The following is a 21,391-nucleotide window of genomic DNA, read 5'->3' as shown; positions in this document are numbered from 1 at the left end:
CTGGCATGGGCGCGGGTTCGCTGCGCGATGCCGCTCAGTCAGTCACGACTTTCGCCTGACCTAGATTGGCCAGGCGAATGCTGTCCTGTGCCTGCTGGATCTCGCCCTGGCTGTTGATCGGCCCCAGGCGCACTCGATGCAGGGTCTGCTGGTTACGCACCACGGAGCTGATGAATACTGGTGCGCTGACCATGGTGCTCAGCTTCGAGCGGAGCAATTCAGCGGCGTCCGGGTTGGCGAACGCGCCCACTTGCAAGATGCTGCCGCCGCTGGCATTCGGCACATTGTTTCCGCCCACCTGCACCGGCACCACGGGCGCCGCGTGTTGCTGCGGCGGCGGGGTCCACTGCTCGACACGCCCGGTGCTGGCGGGAATCGGCTGAGCCTGAGCGACCTGCGGCTCCTTGAGCACCATCGGCGGCTGCTGGCCACGCTGGGCCCACCATTGTTGCGGGTCGATGCCCTCGACGCGCACGTGGGCGGTGCCGATCTCGGCATAGCCAAGCTTCTTCGCCGCCGCGTAGGACAGATCGATGATCCGGTCGGAGTAGAACGGACCACGGTCGTTGACTCGCAGAATCACACTACGCCCGTTAGCCAGGTTGGTCACCCGCACGTAGGCCGGCAGCGGCAGGGTCTTGTGCGCCGCGCTCATGCCGTAGAGGTCATAGAGCTCGCCGTTGGCAGTGTTCTGGCCATGGAACTTGGTGCCATACCACGACGCGGTACCCTCGGCGCGGTAGTTGCGCGAGTCCTGCATCGGGTAGTAGGTCTTGCCCAGCACCGTATACGGGTTGGCCTTGTAGTTGCCGGTGTGCACGGTCGGCGTGGCGTCGGGGATCTTGTTGACGTCCACGTCCCACCAGGGCGCGCCATCCTTGTGGGCACGGTTGATGTCCAGGCCCGGTTGCGCACGCACGGTGTTGCCGCTCTGCGGGGTGGAGGGCCGGCTCGACGAGCAACTGGCCAGCACCAGGCCGACGGCGACGCAGGTCAGCAGTTTTGCGGTATTTACAGTGAAGATTTCGCGCATTTACTTGACGCCCCGTGCCAGAACCAGCTGTTCCGAAAGCTGATGCACCGCCATGGCATACATCACGCTGCGGTTGTAGCGAGTGATCGCGTAGAAATTCTTCAGGCCCATCCAATACTCAGGGCCGTATTCACCTTCCAGACGGAAGGCGGTGACCGGCAGATCATCGCGCAGCGCATCATGACTCGACCAGCCCAGCGCCCGCAACTGCGCGACCGTCTTCACCGGTTCGATGCCGCTGGTCAGGCCTTCGTCGGCGCGCTCGCCACGCATGGTGGCACGGCTGACCACAGGCTCCCCGGCCACCCAGCCGTGGCGCTTGAAGTAGCTGGCGACACTGCCGATGGCATCGTCCGGGTTGTTCCAGATATTGATGTGCCCGTCGCCGTCGAAGTCCACGGCATAGGCTCGGAAGCTGCTCGGCATGAACTGCGGCAGGCCCATGGCGCCGGCGTAGGAGCCCTTGAGCGTGAGCGGGTCAAGTTGCTCTTCGCGGGCCAGCAGAAGGAATTCGCGCAGCTCCTTGCGGAAGAATTCGGCGCGTGGCGGGTAATCGAAGCCCAGCGTGGACAGCGCGTCGATGACGCGATAGTTGCCGGTATTGCGGCCGAAGAAGGTTTCCACCCCGATGATCGAGACAATCACCTGCGCCGGCACGCCGTATTCCTGCTCGGCGCGGGCCAGCATGGCCTCGTGCTGGCGCCAGAAGTCCACGCCACGGGCGATGCGCGCATCGGTGATGAACATCGGGCGGTATTCCTTCCACGGCTTGACCCGTTCGGCCGGCCGCGAGATCGCGTCGAGGATCGCCTGCTTGCGCTGCACCTCACGGAACACACCCATCAGTTGCTCGCCGGCAAAGCCGTAGTCGCGAGTCATCTCGCCAACGAACTCGGCCACTTGTGGCGAACCATCATAGTCACCGGCATTGGCCTGCTGGACTGCGCCGAGCAGACCCAACGCGCCGAACCACGGCGCCAGGCGGGCAGCCCAGCCACGCACTGCTTGCATGAAATTCTTCACCTTTTTCAAACCTGTGCGATCCATTTGCGGTGCGTATGGATCGACATCAGAACGCCAAACGCTGACAGCAGCGTTACCAACGAAGTTCCGCCATAGCTGATAAAGGGCAGCGGCACGCCCACCACGGGCAGAAGGCCGCTGACCATACCGATATTGACGAACACATAAACAAAGAAGGTCATGGTCAGGCTGCCCGCGAGCAGCTTGCCGAACAGGGTTTGGGCCTGGGCGGTGATCATCAGCCCGCGGCCGATCAACAGGATGTAGATCAGCAGCAGCAGGCAGATGCCAACCAGGCCGAACTCCTCGCCGAGCACGGCGATGATAAAGTCGGTGTGGCTCTCGGGCAGGAAGTCCAGGTGCGACTGGGTGCCCAGCAGCCAGCCCTTGCCGAACACGCCGCCCGAACCGATGGCCGCCTTCGACTGGATGATGTTCCAGCCGGTGCCCAGCGGGTCGCTTTCCGGATCGAGGAAGGTCAGCACGCGCTGTTTCTGGTAGTCATGCATGACGAAGAACCACATTGCCACCGCCACCGGCACCGCCGCCGCGATCACGCTGACGATCCAGCGCCAGCGCAGCCCGCCCATGAACAGGACGAAGGCGCCGGAGGCGAGGATCAGCAGCGCCGTGCCCAGGTCGGGCTGACGCACGATGAGGATGAATGGCACGCCGATCAGGATCAGGCTGATCGCCACATGCTTGAGGTGCGGCGGCAAGGTGCGCTTGGACAGGTACCAGGCGATGGTCGCCGGCATGATGATCTTCATGAATTCCGAGGGCTGGAAGCGGATCACCCCGGGAATGTTGATCCACCGCGTGGCGCCCATGGCGTTGTGGCCCATGACGTCAACCACGATCAACAGGAATACCCCGGCCAGGTACGCCAGCGGCACCCAACGCGCCATGAAGCGCGGCTCGAGTTGGGCGATGATGAACATCGACACCAGGCCGATGCCGAATGAGCTGGCCTGCTTCATCAGCAGGTCCCAGTTCTTGCCGCTGGCCGAATACAGCACGAACAGGCTGCCGGCGGCGAGCGTCAGCAGGATAAGCAGCAAGGGACCGTCGATATGGATGCGCTGCAGGAAGCTGGCGCGCCTGCGCATCACGTCCTCGCTGGAGAGCATGCGGTCGAAGTTGTTCTTCACGGGGCCGATTCCTGGGCGACTGTGGCGGGGGCGAACTCGGGCTTGAGCCGGCCATTCTCGTCAAGCAGCCAGGCATCCATGACCTGACGTACCACGGGGGCAGCGACGCCGGATCCGGACTCGCCGTTCTCGACCATCACCGAGACCACGATCCTGGGGGCGTCGGCCGGGGCGAAGGCGACAAACAGGGCGTGGTCGCGGTGGCGTTCCTGGAGTTTGTTGCGGTCGTACTTCTCGCCCTGCTTGATCGCCACCACCTGGGCGGTACCGCTCTTGCCGGCAATACGGTACTGCGAGCCGATGGCGGCCTTGCGGGCGGTGCCGCGGGCGCCGTGCATCACCTGCTCCATGCCGTGGGTGACCCGAGCCCAGTCGGACTTGTCGCGCAGTACGATGTTTTCCATTGGGTTTTCGTCCACCGGCGGCTGGCCTTCAATGGTCTTGGCCAGGTGCGGACGGTTCCATACCCCTTTGTTGGCAATCAACGCGGTGGCCTGGGCCAACTGCAGCGGCGTGGTCTGCATATAGCCTTGGCCGATGCCGAGAATCAGCGTTTCGCCGGGGAACCAGGCCTGGCGGCGAGTCGCGCGCTTCCACTCACGGGAAGGCATCAAGCCGGGCGACTCCTCGAACATGTCCAGGGCGACCTTCTGCCCGATACCGAACTTGTTCATGTAGCTGGACAGCCGATCGATACCCATCTTGTGCGCAAGATCGTAGAAATACGTGTCGTTTGACCGCATGATCGCCACATCCAGATCAACCCAACCATCGCCGGTACGGTTCCAGTTGCGGTATTTGTGATCGTAGTTGGGCAGTTGGTAATAACCCGGGTCGAACACCCGGCTGCCTGCCGTCACCACGCCACTGTCGAGCCCGGCGATCGCCACTGCCGGCTTGATCGTCGAGCCCGGCGGATAGAGGCCGCGCAGCACGCGGTTGAAAAGCGGCCGGTCGATCGAGTCGCGCAGTTCGGCGTAGGCCTTGAAGCCAATGCCGGTGACGAACAGGTTGGGGTCGAAACTCGGCTGGCTGACCATCGCCAGTACCTCGCCGGTGCGCGGGTCGAGGGCGACGATGGCGCCACGGCGCCCGCCCAACGCCTGCTCGGCGGCTTCCTGCAGCTTGATGTCGAGGCTCAGGACAATATCCTTGCCCGGCTTCGGATCGGTGCGTTTGAGCACCCGCAGAACCCGCCCGCGAGCGTTGGTCTCGACTTCCTCGTAGCCCACCTGGCCATGCAGTTCGTCTTCGTAGAAGCGCTCGATGCCGGTCTTGCCGATATGGTGGGTGCCGCTGTAGTTCACCGGGTCGAGAGTCTTCAGTTCCTTCTCGTTGATCCGCCCGACATAGCCCACCGAATGGGCGAAATGCGCGCCCTGGGGATAGTGGCGAACCAGCTGCGCCGCCACCTCCACACCAGGCAAACGGAACTGATTGACCGCGATGCGGGCGATCTGCTCTTCGTTGAGCTCGAACAGGATCGGCACCGGCTCGAACGGCCTGCGCCCCTGCTTCATGCGCTTTTCGAACAGGGCACGGTCGTCAGGGGTGAGCTCGAGCACCTCGACGATCACGTCCAGCACATCCTGCCATTTGCCCGGGTTGCCAGCGCGTTCGCGGGTCATCACCAGGCTGAAGCTGGGGCGGTTGTCGGCCACCACCACGCCGTTGCGGTCGAAGATCAGCCCGCGTGTCGGCGGGATCGGCTGCACATGCACCCGGTTGTTCTCCGACAGCGTCGAGTGATAGTCGTACTGGATGACCTGCAGGTAATACAGCCGGGCGATCAATACGCAGACGAGCAGCACCACCGCCACGGCGCCCACGACGACGCGGTTGCGCACCAGGCGGGCGTCTTTCTCGTGGTCCTTGAGGCGGATCTGCTGCGGCATCGGACAGGCTTACAGGTTCATTTGTGGTAGGGATGCCCGGACAACACGGTCCAGGCGCGGTAGATCTGCTCGCCGATGAGTATCCTTACCAACGGGTGCGGCAATGTCAGCGGCGACAACGACCAGCGCTGCTCGCTGCGTGCGCAGACTTCCGGCGCCAGCCCTTCCGGGCCGCCCACCATCAGGTTGACCGTACGCGCATCCAGGCGCCAACGGTCCAGCTCGCCCGCCAGTTGCTCGGTACTCCAGGGCTTGCCATGGACCTCGAGGGTGACGATGCGTTCCCCGGGCTGCACCTTGCTCAGCATCGCCTCGCCCTCCTGACGGATCAGGCGGGCGACATCGGCGTTCTTGCCGCGGGTGTTCAGCGGGATTTCCACCAGCTCCAGCGCAAGCTCCGGGGGCAGGCGCTTGGCATATTCATGCCAGCCTTCCTCGACCCACTTGGGCATGCGCGAGCCGACCGCGATCAGGCGCAGACGCACGACGCTTCCTTATTCCCGGTCCTTGAGCTTGTCGGAGTACTCGTGAGCGTGCTCCGGGCTGTGGTGCTTGCCGTCGTTGGCGCGGCTCTGCTCGGCGCCCAGCCACAGGCGTTCCAGATCGTAGAACTGGCGGGCGGCGGCGGTCATCATGTGCACGATGACGTCGTTCAGGTCCAGCAGCACCCAGTCGCTGTCGCCCTTGCCTTCTTCGCCCAGTGGCTGTGCGCCCTTGGCCTTGACCGCTTCACGGACCTTTTCCAGCATCGCGTTGATCTGGCGGTTGGAAGTACCGGTGGCGATGATCATGTAGTCGGTCAGGCTGTGCTTTTCACGCACGTCGATGACCTGGATGTCCTGGGCCTTGACGTCTTCCAGCGCGGCCTTGGTCAGTTCGACCAGTTCTTCGCCGCTGATGCCGTTGATTTTCTGCTTGGTCATATAAAACTCGTTCAACTCATTGATTGAGGCGCCCATGGGCGCCGTCAGTTGGACGCACGATACAGGTCGTGCGCCTCGATATAGGCCAGTACTGCGTCCGGCACCAGGAACCGCACCGACTTGCCGCTGGCCAGCAGCTGTCGGATCTGCGTGGCGGACACCGCGAGCGGGGTCTGCCAGACGAACGAAATATGCCCCGCCGGGCCGGACATGGCGGTGGGATCGCTCTCCGAGCGCGCCGCCAGAAGGTTGCGCAGCTCGTCAGGGGGTTCGACATCGGCATCCGGGCGTTGCAGCACCAGGATGTGACAGTGTTGCAGCAGCTCTTCCCAGCGATGCCAGCTGGGCAGGCCGCAGAATGCGTCCCAGCCCAGCACCAGGAACAACTGGTCGTGCGCGTTCAGTTCGCCGCGGATCGACTCCAGCGTGTCGATGGTGTACGACGGTTTGTCGCGGGCCAGCTCGCGGGCATCCACGCTCAGGCGCTCGACGCCCTGCACGGCGCCGCGCACCATGGCCAGGCGATCCTGCGCAGCCACCAGCGGAGTGTCGCGGTGCGGCGGCCGGGCGTTGGGCAGCAGGCGCAGTTCGTCCAGGCACATGAATTCGGCCACTTCCAGCGCACTGCGCAGGTGACCGATATGCACCGGGTCGAAGGTGCCGCCGAGAATGCCGACGCGCCGGACTGCGACAGGGTTGCTCAACTCAGCACGGCTCCTGGCCGCGCAGCTGGCCATCGCCGATCACCACGTACTTCTCGCAGGTCAGGCCTTCCAGGCCGACCGGGCCGCGGGCATGCAGCTTGTCGGTGGAGATACCGATTTCCGCGCCCAGACCGTATTCGAAGCCGTCGGCGAAGCAGGTCGGGGTGTTGAGCATGACCGACGCCGAGTCGACCTCGGCCATGAAGCGCCGGGCCTGGCCCTGGTGCTCGGTGATGATCGAATCGGTGTGGTGCGAGCCATAGTGGTTGATGTGCTCGATGGCCTGTTCCAGGCCGTCGACCACGCGAATCGACAGGATCGCGTCGAGGTATTCGGTGTGCCAGTCGTCTTCGCTGGCCGGCTTGGCGTCGATGAACGCCCGGGTGCGCTCGCAACCGCGCAGTTCGACGCCCTTGTCCTGGAAACGGCGGGCCATTTCCGGCAGGAAGCGCTCGGCCACCGACTGGTCCACCAGCAGCGTCTCCATGGCGCCGCAGATACCGTAACGGTAGGTCTTGGCATTGAAGGCAACGCGCCAGGCCTTGTCCAGGTCGGCGTGGGCATCGACGAAGATGTGGCAGATACCGTCCAGGTGCTTGATCACCGGTACACGGGCATCGCGGCTGATGCGTTCGATCAGGCCGCGGCCGCCACGAGGCACGATGACATCGACGAATTCCGGCATGCTGATCAGCGCGCCCACGGCTTCACGGTCGGTGGTCTCGACCACCTGCACCACTGCCGGCGGCAGGCCGGCCTCGGCCAGGCCGCGCTGGATGCAGGTGGCGATGGCACGGTTGGAATGGATGGCTTCGGAGCCGCCGCGCAGGATGGTGGCGTTCCCCGACTTCAGGCACAGGCTTGCGGCGTCGATGGTCACGTTGGGGCGCGACTCGTAGATGATGCCGATCACCCCCAGCGGCACGCGCATCTTGCCGACCTGGATCCCCGACGGGCGGTGGCTCATGTCGCGGATGGCGCCGACCGGGTCCGGCAGGCTGGCCACCTGGCGCAAGCCAGTGATCATGCCGTCGATGCGTGCCGGGGTCAGCGCCAGGCGCTCGAGCAGCGCGGGTTCCAGGCCGTTCTTGCGGCCATTGGCCAGGTCCTGTTCGTTGGCTGCGGTGAGCGCGTCGCGGGCCGCGTCGAGAGCGTCGGCGGCGGCCTGCAGGGCGCGGTTCTTCTGCGCGGTGCTGGCACGGCCGATCACCCGCGAGGCCTCACGGGCGGCGCGACCCAGGCGGGTCATGTAGTCAAGAACGGACTCGGTCATGGGTTCGGTGTCTTGGCAAAGGGGAAATCGGCTGATTATAACTGGAGCGCTCGGGTACGCCCAGCGGCGGGTGGCGGATGGTAGAAAATGGCTGCCGCCAATACGTAGGAAAGATGTAACCACCCGTATCGAAACACACCTCAGCGTCATCGCGGTGCAAACCCGCTCCCACGCCCTACGGGGCATGCAGCCATTTCCGTGGGAGCGGGCTTGCCCCGCGACAGCGTCAACTTGATTCAGCCTCGATTAAGCCATTCATTGCTATCATCCCCGCCTTCACAGCCACGAACCGCCCGTATGTCCGCCCCAGCCCCCTGCCCGGCCCGCGCCCTGCCCGACAGTTTCTTCGATCGCGATGCGCAGACCCTCGCCCGCGACCTGCTGGGCAAGGTCATCCGTCACCGCCAGGGCGACCTATGGCTGGCGGCGCGCATCATCGAAACCGAGGCCTACTACCTCACCGACAAGGGCAGCCATGCGTCCCTGGGTTTCACCGAGAAGCGCAAGGCGCTGTTCCTCGATGGCGGGCATATCTACATGTACTACGCCCGCGGCGGCGACTCACTGAACTTCAGCGCCCAGGGCCCGGGCAACGCGGTGCTGATCAAGTCCGCCTACCCCTGGATCGACACCATCTCTGATGCCAACAGCCTGGCCCGGATGCAACTGAACAACCCCGACGCCAGCGGCAACCTGCGCCCGCCCGAACGCCTGTGCAACGGCCAGACCCTGCTGTGCCGCGCCATGGGCCTGAAGGTGCCGCACTGGGATGCCCGGCGTTTCGACCCCGAGCGCCTGTACGTCGAGGATTGCGGCATCGCGGTCCCCCGGGTGATCCAGACCACCCGCCTGGGCATACCCCATGGCCGCGACGAACATTTGCCCTACCGCTTCGTCGATGCCGATTACGCCCGCCACTGCACCCGAAACCCGCTGCGACGCGGCCAGGTCGAAGGGCAAGACTTCTTCATGCTTGAACAAGGAAACTGAACCATGGGCCAATGGCTGGACAGCCTGACCACCTGGCTTGGCGCCAACCCTCAGTGGCTGGGCCTGGCAATCTTCCTCGTGGCCTGCGTCGAATGCCTGGCCATCGCCGGCATCATCGTGCCCGGCACCGTACTGTTGTTCGCGGTCGCCGTGCTGGCTGGCAGCGGCACCTTCAGCCTGGGCGAAACCCTATTGCTGGGTTTCCTCGGCGGCATGCTCGGCGACGCGATCTCCTACGCCATCGGCAAGTACTTCCACCAGAACATCCGCCGCCTGCCGTTGCTGCGCAGCCACCCGGAGTGGATCGGCAGCGCCGAGGCGTACTTCCAGCGCTATGGTATAGCAAGCCTGCTGGTTGGCCGCTTCATCGGCCCGCTGCGGCCCATGCTGCCGATGGTCGCCGGCATGTTCGACATGCCCCTGCCGCGCTTCATCGCCGTTAGCCTGGTGGCCGGCGCCGGCTGGTCGGTGGCCTACCTGCTGCCCGGCTGGGCCACCGGCGCGGCGATGCGCCTGCCACTGCCGGAAGGCTTCTGGCTGGACGCGGGGATTGTCATGGGCACCCTGGCGGTGCTGATCGGCCTGAGCCTGAGCACCAGCATCCGCGATCAGCGTCACGGCACCCGCCTGATCGCTGCCCTGAGCGGCCTGGCGGTAGCCGCGCTGTTCATCGGCTGGCGCTACTTGAGCGAATTCGACCAGGGCGTCATGACCCTGGTCCAGGAGCACCGCAGCCAGGCCATCGACGGCGCCGTGGTGGTGATCACCCGCCTGGGCGACTTCCGCACCCAGTTCTTCCTCGGCGGCTTGCTCACGGGCCTGCTGCTGCTGGCCCGGCAATGGCGCCATGCGCTGTTCGCCGGCGCGACGCTGATCGGCACAGCCCTGGCCAACGGCACGCTGAAATGGTTGTTCGCCCGCGCCCGCCCCGAGGTGCTGACCGACCCGCTGACCAGCTACAGCATGCCCAGCGGGCATAGCTCGGCATCGTTCGCCTTCTTCCTGGTGCTGGCGGTGCTGGCCGGGCGTGGCCAGCCGCCGCGCATGCGCCTGACCTGGGTGCTGCTGGGATGCATTCCGGCCCTGGCCATCGCGCTGTCGCGGGTATACTTGGGCGCGCACTGGCCGACCGATATCCTCGCCGGCGCGCTGCTGGCATGCTGCGTGTGCGCGCTGAGCCTGACCCTGGTGCAATATCGCCAGCCACTCACCGCGCTGCCGCAGCGGGTATGGTGGCTGGTATTGCCAGCGTGCATCGCGTTGCTGACATTCTTTGCCCTGCACGCGCTGCCCAAGGCGTTGCTGCGCTACCAATACTGACGGCCATCACTGGGCAACCCGCTCCATCGGAGCGGGCCTGGATGGTTCAGGCGAACAACTCGCCCTGGATCCGCTCCAGCAATGCCTGGATCGCTTCCAGCCTCAACTGCGGCGAGTCGATGGCCAGCAGGTCGAGCTTGTCCTCTTCCACGAACGGCAACAGGTAGGCCAACTGGTTGGCCAACGCCTGTCGCCCGTCGACATCCCGCGGCATGTCCAGCGCCTCGACCATCGGGTGCTCGCCCAGGGCCAGCAGCAGCGCCAGCAGGTCATCGTCCTGCTCCTGCAGCGGTCCGTCCGCCAGCTCCGACAGCCACTGCACCTCGCCGATCATCAACTGGTCCTTCTGCACCTCGGTACTCTCGACACGAAAACGCCGCACGCCTTCGACGCGAATACCCAACAGGCCGTTGTCCTGCTGCACGAAGTCGCGGATCAGTGCCTCGCAGCCGACCGACGCCACTACCGGCGCCGCCTTGCCCACCTGCTCGCCTTCCAGGATGCATACCACGCCGAAGCCTTCACCCTGCTTCATGCAACGGCCGATCATGTCCAGGTAGCGCGCCTCGAAGATCTGCAGATCGAGCAGGCAACCGGGGAAAAGCACGGTATTGAGGGGAAACAGCGGTAATGTCATCTCGATTCCTCAAGCCACCAGGCTGACCGCCAACGGCAGGAACACCGCCGTGGCCACCCCCATAAGGCTCATCGCCAGCGCGGCGAAGGCGCCGCATTCGTCACTTTCCTGCAAGGCCACCGACGTGCCCACCGCGTGAGCGGTGACGCCCAGCGCCATGCCCCGGGCCTCGGGGCTGAGCACGCCGAAGCGGCTCAGCAGCGCCGGGCCGAAGATCGCGCCGATCACCCCGGTGATCAGCACGAACACCGCAGCGAGGGCCGCCACACCACCAATCTGCTCGGCCACCAGCATGGCGATCGGCGAGGTGACCGACTTCGGCGCCATGGTCATCAGGATCATGTGCTCGGCGCCAAACCACCAGCCCAGCGCCAGGCATGCCACGGTGGCGAACAGGCCTCCGACTACCAGCGTAGTAAATGTCGGCCAGAACAGCTGACGGATCCGCCGCAGGTTCAGGTAGAGCGGCACCGCCAGGGCCACGGTGGCCGGGCCCAGGAGGATGTTCATGATCTCGGTGCTCTTGCGGTACTCGGCGTAGTCGATGCCGCAGACAAGCAGGATGCCGATCACCACCAGCATCGACACCAGCACCGGTTGCAGGAAGATCCAGCGGGTCTTTTCATACCCTGCCAGCACCAGCTGGTAGGCGGCCAGCGTGATGCCGATGCCGAACAGGGGATGGTGGATGACCGCGTCGAGCGCGCCGTGCCAATCGAGAGTCATGGCTGCTCCTCTTGCTTGCCCTGGCGGTGGATCAGTCTCTGCATCAGCACCCCCACGAACACCAGGGTCGCCAGGCAAGAGATCAACAGCGCCCCGACGATCGCCCAGAAGTCGGCGGCGATGTCCCTGGCATAGACCATCACCCCCACCGCCGGCGGCACCAGCAGCAACGGCAGGTAGCGCAGCAGGCTGCCGGCGGCCTCGTTGAGCGGCTGGCCGACTTCGCCACGAACCATCAGGAACACCAGCAGCAGCAACAGGCCGATGATGGGCCCGGGCAGGATGTGCAGGAACAAATGGTTGATCGCCGTTCCCAGCAACTGGAACAGCACCAGCCAGGTCAGACCACGCAACAGCATAGGGACCTCCGTCAGAACATGGCGGTCATTATAAGCACGCTAAGCAATTGCCTATAAGGCGATATTCGGCGAAAAGCGGGCAACTTGACTGAAACGGTGCTGCGTGCTGATCTTGAACATTCGTACCAAATGACAATCTGGAGATGTCGCGATGCCCTATGTACCCGTTACAGAGCTTTCGCAGTACGTTGGCAAGGAGCTGGGCCGTTCCCAATGGCTGAAGATCGACCAAGAACGCATCAACCTGTTCGCCGAAGCCACCGGCGATTTCCAGTTCATCCATGTCGATCCTGTGAAAGCGGCCAAGACCCCGTTCGGCAGCACTATCGCCCATGGTTTCCTTACCCTGTCGCTGATCCCCAAGTTGATGGAGGACATCCTCGTGCTGCCCGAGGGGTTGAAGATGGTGGTCAACTATGGCCTGGACAGCGTGCGCTTCATCCAGCCGGTGAAGGTCGACAGCCAGGTACGACTCAAGGTCGACTTGACCGACGCCACCGAGAAAAAGCCCGGGCAATGGCTGCTCAAGGCCACGGTAACCCTTGAAATCGAAGGCGAAGAGAAACCGGCCTACATCGCCGAACCACTGTCACTCTGCTTCGTCTGACCACCACGCCGCGCCTGGAGCAGACGCACGGGGCGCGCAGCGCCCCAATTCACGGCCTGGCGTATTCTGCGGCATACTCGGCGCATCGTTTTCCGCGGAAGCCGCCATGCGCCCCCTGCTCCCCCTGACCCTGATCCTGCTGCTCGCCGCCTGTGGCGAAGGCGAATCCCTGTCTCCGCCGGACGCGCGCCTGCCCGATGGCGGCCGCTACCGTGGCCAGGTGGTGAATGGCCTGCTACAGGGCGAGGGGCGCATCGACTATCCCAACGGCAGCTGGTACGCCGGCAGCTTCAAGGATGGCCAATGGCACGGCCAGGGTGAGTGGCATGGCAGCAACGGCGAGGTCTACCGTGGCCAGTTCAGTGAAGGCCTGTTCCAGGGCCTGGGTGACCTGACCACGCCCGGCAGCCACTACGCCGGCACCTTCAAGCATGGCCGCCGCGATGGCGAAGGCACCCTCAAGCAAAACGACCAGACCTACCGCGGCCAGTTCAAGGACGACCAGTACGATGGCGCGGGGCTACTGGAGCTGGCTGACGGCAGCCGTTACCAGGGCCTGTTCGCCAAGGGCAAACCGAACGGTGCCGGGGTGCGCAGCGATGCCAGCGGCAACCAGTTCAGCGGGCACTTCATCGATGGCCAGCTACAGGGAGCCGGCACCTACGACAGCGCCGACGGCGAACAGTACATCGGCGAGTTCAAGGACAATCGCCTCGAGGGCCGTGGCCGCTACGAGAGCGCCGACGGCGACGTCTGGATCGGCGACTTCAAGGACGGATCGCTGGCCGGCCAGGGCGAACTGCTGGGTAGCGATGGCAGCCGCTACAAGGGCGGTTTCCGTGACTGGCGCTTCGCTGGCACCGGCACCTTGCAACTGGCTGACGGTAGCCAGTATATCGGCGGTTTCGCCGACGATGCCTACCACGGGCGTGGCAAGCTGACCCACCCGGACGGTCGCAGCGAAGCCGGTACCTGGGTCAACGGCGTGCGCGTGCGCGACGCCCAGGGCAAGCTTTTGCCCGACCCGCTCGACCTGGCCCTGCTCAGCCAGGGCAAACTGCTGGCCGATGCGCTGGCCAAGGTGCCTGCGTCGGTCCCACCCGTGCAGTTGTACAGCCTTGTGGTGGCCGGCGACGGCCAGCAAAGTGTGTTCCTGCGTGAGGCCGACTATGTCAGCAATATGCTCAAGGTGCGTTTCGGCGCCCTCGGCCAGATCACCTTGGTCAACCATCGCGATCATCTGGCCGACCGGCCCATGGCCACCCGCGAGAGCATCACCCGCGCTGCCCGCACCTTGGCCGAGCGCAGCGGCCCCGAGGACCTGGTGTTCATCTACCTGACCAGCCATGGCAGCCACGACCACCAACTGGTGCTCGACCAACCACGCCTGCAACTGGCCGACCTCTCCGCCGACGAGCTGGCCAGCGCCCTCGCCCCGCTGAAGGACCGCGACAAGGTGATCGTCATCTCCGCCTGCTATTCCGGTGGCTACATCGCCCCGCTCAAGGACGACCGCACCCTGGTCATGACCGCCGCCCGGCCAGACCGGGTGTCATTCGGCTGTTCGGAAGAAGCCGACTTCACCTACTTCGGCGACGCCCTGTTCGCCCAAGCGTTGAACCAGACCGACGATCTGAAACAGGCGTTTGAACTGGCGCGGCAAAGCGTTGCCGAACGAGAACGAAGGGAAGGTTTCGAAGCCTCTGAGCCGCAGCTCTGGGCGCCGCCGGCGGTAATCAGCCATTGGCAGCGCCTGCGCCGCCAACAAGCCGAGCAAGCCTTGCGCAATGAAGCCCAGCCAGCTTCGGAGGAACAGGCAAAAACACCTGGCGCCCACTAAGCTGTGTAGTAACGAGGGAGAAACACCATGTACCTGACGCCTCAGCATGTCCTGCTTGCCGGTGCCACGGGTCTGACAGGAGAACACCTGCTCGACCGCCTGCTCAACGAGCCCACTATCAGCCGCGTGCTGGCGCCAACGCGCCGCCCGCTGGCCGAGCATCCGCACCTGGAAAACCCAGTGGGTGACCCGGCCATGTTTCTCCCGCAACTGGCTGGCCGTGTCGACATAGCGTTCTGCTGCCTGGGTACCACCCTCAAGCAGGCCGGATCTGAAACGGCCTTCCGCGCCGTGGACCTGGATATGGTCGTGGCCTTCAGCAAGCGCGCCAGGGAGATGGGCGCCCGCCATCTACTGGTGATCAGCGCGCTCGGCGCCGATCCGAAGTCTTCGATCTTCTACAACCGGGTCAAGGGCGAGATGGAGGAAGCGCTAAAGCAGCAGGATTGGCCGCAATTGACCATCGTGCGGCCTTCGCTATTGCTGGGCGAGCGGATCCAGCCACGGCTGGGTGAGCGCATGGCCGCACCCTTCGCCCGCCTGATACCGGGCAAGTACCGCGGCATCGAGGCCTGCACCCTGGCCCGGGCGCTGTGGCGGCTGGCGTTGGAGGAGGAGGATGGAATTCGCGTGGTCGAGTCGGACGAGCTGCGCAAGCTAGGCAAGAAGTAAGGCATCAAGCCCATCGCGGGGCAAGCCTGCTCCCACGCTACGGGCTATCGCTCAAGGACGTGGGAGCGGCGTTTCGCCGCCGCGACTTGCCCCGCGATGCTGTTACAACCCACCGGTAGCGTTGAACCCCACCCCCGCCGCCGTCAATAACGACAACGGCAGCAGCAGCGTATCGAGCAACGCGCTCCCAGGAAGGTCCAGCCCCGGATAGGCCGGCGCCTCGGCCCCGAACCGATCTTCTGGACAGCACCCACCGTTGATGACGTACAGGTCAAGCCGTGTCCCGGCATACACCACCGGTGCCCCGGGCTTGTTGGCATCCAACGTGCGGACCGTGGCGCAGCCACCGAGCTGGGCCAACACCAGCAGCCCCAGCACAAACCGCCTCAATCATCGACCCCATGATGATGCTCGCCCCAGCGCGGCAGCATGTCCTGCGGGATATTCAGCAGGTTCAGGATGCGTGCCACGACGAAGTCGACCAGGTCGTCGATGGTCTGCGGCTGGTGGTAAAAGCCCGGTGCCGCCGGCAGGATCACCGCGCCCATCTGCGACAGCTTGAGCATGTTCTCCAGGTGGATGGTCGAGAATGGCGCCTCCCGCGGAACCAGGATCAACTGACGACGCTCCTTGAGGGTCACGTCGGCCGCCCGCTCGATCAGGTTGTTGCAGGCACCGGTGGCAATCGCCGACAGGGTGCCGGTGGAACACGGCACCACCACCATCGCCGCCGGCGCGCCGGAGCCCGAGGCCACCGGCGACATCCAGTCCTCCTTGCCATACACGCGGATCTGCCCGTCGGCCGCGCCGGTGTACTCGGTCAGGAACGCCTGCATGGCCTGGGGCTTGGCTGGCAACACCACGTCGGTCTCTGTAGCCATTACCAGTTGCGCGGCCTTGGAGATGAGGAAATGCACCTCGCGGTCCTCGCGCACCAGGCAATCGAGCAGGCGCAGGCCATACTGCGCCCCGGAGGCGCCGGTCATGGCCAGGGTGATGCGTTCCGGCCCGCTCACTTCAGCGCCTCGGCCAGCTTGCCGTGCAGACCGCCGAAGCCGCCGTTGCTCATGATCACCACATGGGTACCCGGGCGGGCCTGGCCCTTGATCCGTTCGATGATCGCCTCGAGGCTGTCGGCGACCACACTCGGCACCTTGCACTGCGCGGCGGTGCCGGCCAGGTCCCAGCCCAGGTTGGGCGGCGCGTACCAGATGACCTGGTCGGCGTCGTTGACGCTTTCCGGCAGGCCGTCGCGGTGCGCGCCCAGCTTCATGGAGTTGGAGCGCGGCTCGATCACCGCGATCACCGGCGCCTCGCCTACGCGCTTGCGCAGGCCATCGAGGGTAGTGGCGATGGCGGTCGGGTGGTGGGCGAAGTCGTCATAGATGGTCACGCCCTGAACCTCGGCAACCAGTTCCATGCGGCGTTTGACGCTCTTGAAGGCGCTCAGGCCTTCGATACCCATGGCCGGCGCCACGCCGACATGGCGGGCGGCAGCCAGGGTGGCCAGGGCATTGGCGACGTTGTGTTGGCCGGTCAGCGCCCAATCCACCACTCCTTGCGCCTGACCTTCGAACAGCACTTCGAAGCGCGAGCCATCGGCGCTGAGCAGGCGCGCCTGCCACTGGCCACCCTCGCCCGTGGTCTGCACCGGGGTCCAGCAGCCCATGCCGATGACACGCTCCAGCGCCTGCTCGGTGGTCGGGTGAATGACCAGGCCCTCACTGGGAATGGTGCGAACCAAGTGGTGGAACTGCCGCTCGATGGACGCAAGGTCGGGGAAGATGTCCGCGTGATCGAACTCGAGATTGTTGAGGATCGCAGTACGCGGATGGTAGTGCACGAACTTGGAGCGCTTGTCGAAGAAAGCGCTGTCGTATTCGTCGGCTTCTACCACGAAGAACGGCGTATCGCCCAGGCGCGCCGACACCGAGAAGTTCTGCGGCACGCCGCCGATCAGGAAGCCCGGGCTCATGCCGGCGTGTTCCAGCACCCAGGCCAGCATGCTGCTGGTAGTGGTCTTGCCATGGGTACCGGCCACGGCCAGTACCCAGCGGCCCTGCAGCACATGGTCGGCCAGCCACTGGGGGCCCGATACGTACGCCAGGCCCTTGTTCAACACGTACTCCACCGCCGGGTTGCCCCGCGACATGGCGTTGCCGATCACCACCAGATCCGGTGCCGGCTCCAGCTGGGCCGGATCGTAGCCTTGGGTCAGCTCGATGCCCTGGGCTTCGAGCTGGGTGCTCATCGGCGGATACACGTTGGCGTCGGAGCCGGTGACACGGTGGCCAAGATCCTTGGCCAGCACCGCCAGCGAACCCATGAAAGTGCCGCAAATACCGAGAATATGAATGTGCATGATCGACCTCGCAAAACGTCGAGGCAGGGTAGCCCAGGGCGAGGGAAATCGCACCCGCTGTTTCGCTCAGCAGGCCCTGGCTATGCCATGTTTGCGCAGTTTTCGATACAAGGTATTGCGGCTGATGCTCAGGTGCTCGGCGACGCGGGTCATGTGCCAGTGGTTTGCCTCCAGGGCGCTGAGCAAGGCCTGGCGTTCGGCATCGCCAAGACACACACGACCATCGTGGGAGCGAGCCTGCCCCGCGATGGCGCTGGCAGGACCCACTCCCACATTGCGCACCATTTGCGGGAGGTCCGGATACTCGATCCGCCCCTCCTCGCACAACGCCACCAACGTGCGCAGCACATTACGCAACTGCCGCACGTTCCCTGGCCAGGCAAAGTCCAGCAACGCTTGTCGTGCTTTCGGTTCGATTTCGATGACCTGTCCTTCGGCCTCCTGCGCCAGCAGGAAGTCCAGCAGCGGCGCCTTGTCGCTGCGCTCGCGCAGCGCCGGCAGGGCCACCTCCAGGCCATTGAGGCGGTAATAGAGGTCTTCGCGGAACCCGCCGTGCGCCACCCGTTCCAGCAGGTCGCGGTGGGTGGCGCTGATGATCCGCACATCCACCGCCTGCGGCTCACCACCGATCGGCACCACCTGGCGTTCTTCCAGTACCCGCAGCAAGCGAGTCTGCAACGCCAACGGCATGTCGCCGATCTCGTCCAGCAGCAAGGTGCCGCCATCGGCCTGCAGCAGCTTGCCGCGCATGCCTTCCTTGCGCGCACCGGTGAAGCTGCCACCGCGATAGCCGAACAGCTCGCTCTCGATCAGGCTCTCCGGGATCGATGCGCAGTTGATCGCCACGAACGGCTTGTCACGGCGTGCGCTGGCTTGGTGCACCGCCTGGGCAAAAGCCTCCTTGCCGCAACCGGTTTCGCCGCGCAACAGCAGCGGCACGTCACGCTCGAACACCCGCACGGCGCGACGGAAGTCCTCGCGCAAGGCCGGATCGAGCAGGCAGATGCCCGGCGCAGCGGTCTGGGGCAAGGCCACCGGCACCGACCACACCGGCCCCCGTGCCTGGCCGCGCAGGCTGGCGAATACCTGGCGACCGTCGCGGGTGTGCAGCGGCCAGGCAGTGCTGCCCTGGAGAGTGGCGCGGCTGAACATTTCGTCGTGACTGCAGGCGAAGAACCTGTCCAATGGCTTGCCCAGCACTCCGCCGCGGATGGTCCCCAACAGGTTCAAAGCACTCTGGTTGGCGGCGCAGATCCGCCCGTCGCCATCGAAGGCCAGCAGGCCCTCGCTGAACAACCCGACCGACTCGGCCTGCAAGTGAAAACGCAGTAGCCATTGCTGCTCGAAGTGGCGCAGGAAGTAGCAGCTCTCGATCATCTTCGCCGACAGGTTGACCAGCGCCATGGTGTGGAACTGGCTCTGGCGCGAGACATCGGGCCGCGCCGACGACACATCGAGTACCGCCAGCAACTCGCCGTGTGGGTCGAATACCGGGCTGGCCGAGCAGGTCAGCCCGGTATGGCGACCACGGAAGTGCTCGTCCTGGTGAATGGTCAGGGCTTGGCGCTCGACCAGGCAGGTACCGATACCGTTGGTGCCCTCGCGGGCCTCGCTCCAGTCGGCGCCGAGCCACAGCCCGGCACGCTCGAAGATGCGCCGCTCGCTGGGCGCGGTGACGCAGTTGAGGATCACCCCGCGAGCATCGGTCAGCAGCACCGCGTGCCCGGCACCGGACAACTGCTGGTGCAGGCTGTTCATCTCGTTATCGGCGATCTGCAGCACCTGGCGCAGGCGCTCGCGGCTCTCCAGCAGGCGGCCGTGTTCGAGCACCACCGGTGCCTGGACCCGCGCGGGGTCGAGGTGGTAGTCCTCCAGGCAACGCAGCCAGGAGCGGGCGATGGACGGGTCGCTGCCCGGCCCGCTGGCCTGGCCCTGGGCGACCGTGAGCACTTGCTGGGCATGGCGGCTGAACGGATTGCTCTGCATTTCTTGTTGTTCTCCGCAGATAGAGCGTGCCGTCAGCATCCTCCAGGCGTGAACGCTTTGCAACGTTGCACCGACCCTGCGGTCACGGCCTGTGTCGCAACGGGTACAAAGTGTCACCCTGGCCGTGCCGAGGCTGGCACAGGTCATTTCAATCGCGGCGCCGCACTTGACCCAAGTCATTGATAAACAAGGGCCTCCAGGCGCTGGCCCGACCTTTGCTCTACGCTTGGTAACTCCGCAACAATCACAACGACCAGGAGACACATCATGCGTTATGCACATCCCGGCACCGAAGGCGCGAAGGTCAACTTCAAGAGCCGCTACGGCAACTACATCGGTGGTGAGTTCGTGGCGCCGGTGAAGGGGCAGTATTTCGAGAACACCTCCCCGGTCAACGGCAAGCTGATCGCCGAGTTCCCCCGCTCCACCGCCGAAGACATTGAAAAGGCCCTCGACGCGGCCCACGCGGCCGCCGATGCCTGGGGCCGCACTTCGGTGCAGGACCGTTCCAACGTCCTGCTGCGCATCGCCGACCGCATCGAACAGAACCTCGAGCTGCTGGCCATCACCGAAACCTGGGACAACGGCAAGCCGATCCGCGAAACCCTCAACGCCGACATCCCGCTGGCGGTCGATCACTTCCGCTACTTCGCCGGCTGCATCCGCGCCCAGGAAGGCGGCGCCGCCGAGATCAACGAAACCACCGTGGCCTACCACATCCACGAGCCGCTGGGCGTGGTCGGGCAGATCATCCCGTGGAACTTCCCACTGCTGATGGCCGCCTGGAAGCTCGCCCCGGCCCTGGCCGCCGGCAACTGCGTGGTACTCAAGCCCGCCGAACAGACTCCACTGGGCATCACCGTGCTGATGGAACTGATCGGCGACCTGCTGCCCAAGGGCGTGCTCAACGTGGTGCAAGGCTACGGCCGTGAAGCGGGCGAGGCCCTGGCCACCAGCAAGCGCATTGCCAAGATCGCCTTTACCGGCTCTACCCCGGTCGGCGCGCACATCATGAAATGCGCCGCCGAGAACATCATACCCTCCACCGTCGAACTGGGCGGCAAGTCGCCGAACGTGTACTTCGAGGACATCATGCAGGCCGAGCCGAGCTTCATCGACAAGGCGGCCGAAGGCATGGTGCTGGCCTTCTTCAACCAGGGCGAAGTGTGCACCTGCCCGTCGCGTGCCCTGGTGCAGGAATCGATCTACCCGCAGTTCATGGAAGTGGTGATGAAGAAGGTGCTGCAGATCAAGCGCGGCGATCCACTGGACACCGACACCATGGTCGGCGCCCAGGCCTCGCAGCAGCAGTTCGAGAAGATCCAGTCCTACCTCAAGATCGCCCAGGAAGAGGGCGCCGAGTTGCTTACCGGCGGCAAGGTGGAGCAGCTCGAAGGCGCGCTGGCCAGCGGTTACTACATCCAGCCGACCCTGCTCAAGGGCAACAACAAGATGCGCGTGTTCCAGGAGGAGATCTTCGGCCCGGTGGTCAGCGTCACCACCTTCAAGGACGAAGCCGAGGCCCTGGCGATTGCCAACGACACCGAATTCGGCCTGGGCGCCGGCGTGTGGACCCGCGACATCAACCGCGCCTATCGCATGGGCCGCGGAATCAAGGCCGGCCGCGTGTGGACCAACTGCTACCACCTGTACCCGGCGCATGCCGCGTTCGGTGGCTACAAGAAGTCCGGCGTCGGCCGTGAAACCCACAAAATGATGCTCGACCACTACCAGCAGACCAAGAACCTGCTGGTGAGCTACGACATCAACCCGCTGGGCTTCTTCTAAGCACGAATCATCGCGGGGGCAGCCCCCGCCCCCCAGGGGGCGGGGCTGCCCCCCCCAGGGGGCCGAACAACCAAACCCCGTTTAGATAAACACACCCACAAT

The 21,391-nt window shown here is 65.0% G+C and carries 21 protein-coding genes; 6 read left to right on the top strand and 15 right to left on the bottom strand.

What is annotated here, in order from left to right:
• Positions 1-34: 34 nt before the first annotated feature.
• The 8 genes from OH705_RS22515 to OH705_RS22480 are packed head-to-tail and all read right to left on the bottom strand — an operon-like array spanning position 35 to position 8,002.
• Positions 35-1,033: a septal ring lytic transglycosylase RlpA family protein gene (locus OH705_RS22515; RefSeq protein ID WP_038707279.1), complete on the bottom strand. Its 999-nt coding sequence runs from the start codon at positions 1,031-1,033 to the stop codon at positions 35-37.
• A complete protein-coding gene (gene mltB / locus OH705_RS22510) occupies positions 1,034-2,044 on the bottom strand; it encodes a lytic murein transglycosylase B (protein WP_267303022.1) in 1,011 nt (336 codons plus the stop codon). It lies immediately after the preceding gene.
• A gap of 17 nt (positions 2,045-2,061) precedes the next feature.
• The gene (gene rodA, locus OH705_RS22505) at positions 2,062-3,165 is read right to left on the bottom strand and encodes a rod shape-determining protein RodA (RefSeq protein ID WP_052062270.1); all 1,104 of its coding nucleotides are present in this window, start codon (positions 3,163-3,165) and stop codon (positions 2,062-2,064) included.
• 38 nt (positions 3,166-3,203) lie between these two features.
• Positions 3,204-5,102 (bottom strand): penicillin-binding protein 2, encoded by a 1,899-nt coding sequence (mrdA, locus tag OH705_RS22500; protein ID WP_023631107.1) that lies wholly within the window; start codon positions 5,100-5,102, stop codon positions 3,204-3,206.
• Between the two features lie 17 nt (positions 5,103-5,119).
• Positions 5,120-5,587, bottom strand: coding sequence for a 23S rRNA (pseudouridine(1915)-N(3))-methyltransferase RlmH (gene rlmH / locus OH705_RS22495; RefSeq protein ID WP_023631106.1), 468 nt, complete (start codon positions 5,585-5,587; stop codon positions 5,120-5,122).
• A 9-nt stretch (positions 5,588-5,596) separates the two neighbouring features.
• Positions 5,597-6,025, bottom strand: a complete 429-nt coding sequence (rsfS, locus tag OH705_RS22490) for a ribosome silencing factor (protein ID WP_031315360.1) — start codon at positions 6,023-6,025, stop codon at positions 5,597-5,599.
• Between the two features lie 44 nt (positions 6,026-6,069).
• Complete coding sequence (gene nadD / locus OH705_RS22485) at positions 6,070-6,762, bottom strand: nicotinate-nucleotide adenylyltransferase (RefSeq protein ID WP_046857282.1); 693 nt, start codon at positions 6,760-6,762, stop codon at positions 6,070-6,072.
• The gene (locus tag OH705_RS22480; protein ID WP_038707277.1) at positions 6,731-8,002 is read right to left on the bottom strand and encodes a glutamate-5-semialdehyde dehydrogenase; all 1,272 of its coding nucleotides are present in this window, start codon (positions 8,000-8,002) and stop codon (positions 6,731-6,733) included. The genes nadD and OH705_RS22480 overlap by 32 nt, the downstream gene beginning before the upstream one ends.
• 297 nt (positions 8,003-8,299) lie before the next feature.
• Between OH705_RS22480 and OH705_RS22475 the strand changes: the two genes are divergently transcribed.
• A complete protein-coding gene (locus OH705_RS22475) occupies positions 8,300-8,992 on the top strand; it encodes a DNA-3-methyladenine glycosylase (protein ID WP_104444558.1) in 693 nt (230 codons plus the stop codon).
• A 3-nt stretch (positions 8,993-8,995) separates the two neighbouring features.
• Positions 8,996-10,312: a bifunctional DedA family/phosphatase PAP2 family protein gene (locus OH705_RS22470; protein WP_094012291.1), complete on the top strand. Its 1,317-nt coding sequence runs from the start codon at positions 8,996-8,998 to the stop codon at positions 10,310-10,312.
• 46 nt (positions 10,313-10,358) lie between these two features.
• Here the strand turns inward: OH705_RS22470 and OH705_RS22465 are convergent, their stop codons facing one another.
• Genes OH705_RS22465 through OH705_RS22455 form a run of 3 tightly spaced genes read right to left on the bottom strand, consistent with a single transcriptional unit; the run spans position 10,359 to position 12,034 of the window.
• Positions 10,359-10,949, bottom strand: coding sequence for an LON peptidase substrate-binding domain-containing protein (locus OH705_RS22465; protein ID WP_023631658.1), 591 nt, complete (start codon positions 10,947-10,949; stop codon positions 10,359-10,361).
• Between the two features lie 9 nt (positions 10,950-10,958).
• The gene (locus tag OH705_RS22460) at positions 10,959-11,675 is read right to left on the bottom strand and encodes an LrgB family protein (RefSeq protein WP_023631659.1); all 717 of its coding nucleotides are present in this window, start codon (positions 11,673-11,675) and stop codon (positions 10,959-10,961) included.
• Entirely contained in the window at positions 11,672-12,034 is a 363-nt protein-coding gene (locus OH705_RS22455; RefSeq protein ID WP_023631660.1) for a CidA/LrgA family protein, read from the bottom strand. The genes OH705_RS22460 and OH705_RS22455 overlap by 4 nt, the downstream gene beginning before the upstream one ends.
• A gap of 151 nt (positions 12,035-12,185) precedes the next feature.
• Here OH705_RS22455 and OH705_RS22450 point away from each other — a divergent pair, with 151 nt between their 5' ends.
• From OH705_RS22450 to OH705_RS22440, 3 genes are all read left to right on the top strand, one after another.
• On the top strand, positions 12,186-12,641 hold the full coding sequence (locus OH705_RS22450; RefSeq protein ID WP_023631661.1) for a MaoC family dehydratase: 456 nt from the start codon (positions 12,186-12,188) through the stop codon (positions 12,639-12,641).
• 106 nt (positions 12,642-12,747) lie between these two features.
• Entirely contained in the window at positions 12,748-14,481 is a 1,734-nt protein-coding gene (locus OH705_RS22445; RefSeq protein ID WP_267303021.1) for a C13 family peptidase, read from the top strand.
• Positions 14,482-14,508: 27 nt separating this feature from the next.
• Positions 14,509-15,153, top strand: coding sequence for an oxidoreductase (locus tag OH705_RS22440; RefSeq protein WP_023631663.1), 645 nt, complete (start codon positions 14,509-14,511; stop codon positions 15,151-15,153).
• Positions 15,154-15,255: 102 nt separating this feature from the next.
• Here the strand turns inward: OH705_RS22440 and OH705_RS22435 are convergent, their stop codons facing one another.
• The 4 genes from OH705_RS22435 to OH705_RS22420 form a co-directional block, all read right to left on the bottom strand.
• Positions 15,256-15,543, bottom strand: coding sequence for a YceK/YidQ family lipoprotein (locus OH705_RS22435; protein WP_038707275.1), 288 nt, complete (start codon positions 15,541-15,543; stop codon positions 15,256-15,258).
• Positions 15,540-16,169 (bottom strand): flavin prenyltransferase UbiX, encoded by a 630-nt coding sequence (gene ubiX, locus OH705_RS22430; RefSeq protein ID WP_011532009.1) that lies wholly within the window; start codon positions 16,167-16,169, stop codon positions 15,540-15,542. Before ubiX ends, OH705_RS22435 begins: the two co-directional genes overlap by 4 nt.
• Entirely contained in the window at positions 16,166-17,515 is a 1,350-nt protein-coding gene (gene mpl, locus OH705_RS22425) for a UDP-N-acetylmuramate:L-alanyl-gamma-D-glutamyl-meso-diaminopimelate ligase (protein WP_038707274.1), read from the bottom strand. The genes ubiX and mpl overlap by 4 nt, the downstream gene beginning before the upstream one ends.
• A gap of 66 nt (positions 17,516-17,581) precedes the next feature.
• Positions 17,582-19,501 (bottom strand): sigma-54-dependent Fis family transcriptional regulator, encoded by a 1,920-nt coding sequence (locus tag OH705_RS22420; RefSeq protein ID WP_267303019.1) that lies wholly within the window; start codon positions 19,499-19,501, stop codon positions 17,582-17,584.
• Positions 19,502-19,768: 267 nt separating this feature from the next.
• On the opposite strand from OH705_RS22420, the gene OH705_RS22415 reads away from it, so the two are divergent.
• Positions 19,769-21,289, top strand: a complete 1,521-nt coding sequence (locus OH705_RS22415; protein ID WP_023631530.1) for an aldehyde dehydrogenase family protein — start codon at positions 19,769-19,771, stop codon at positions 21,287-21,289.
• Positions 21,290-21,391: the final 102 nt, after the last annotated feature.

Origin of the sequence: Pseudomonas sp. BJa3 (assembly GCF_026343815.1) — a bacterium.
Taxonomy (GTDB): domain Bacteria; phylum Pseudomonadota; class Gammaproteobacteria; order Pseudomonadales; family Pseudomonadaceae; genus Aquipseudomonas; species Aquipseudomonas soli.
This window is presented reverse-complemented; position numbering and strand designations above follow the sequence as displayed.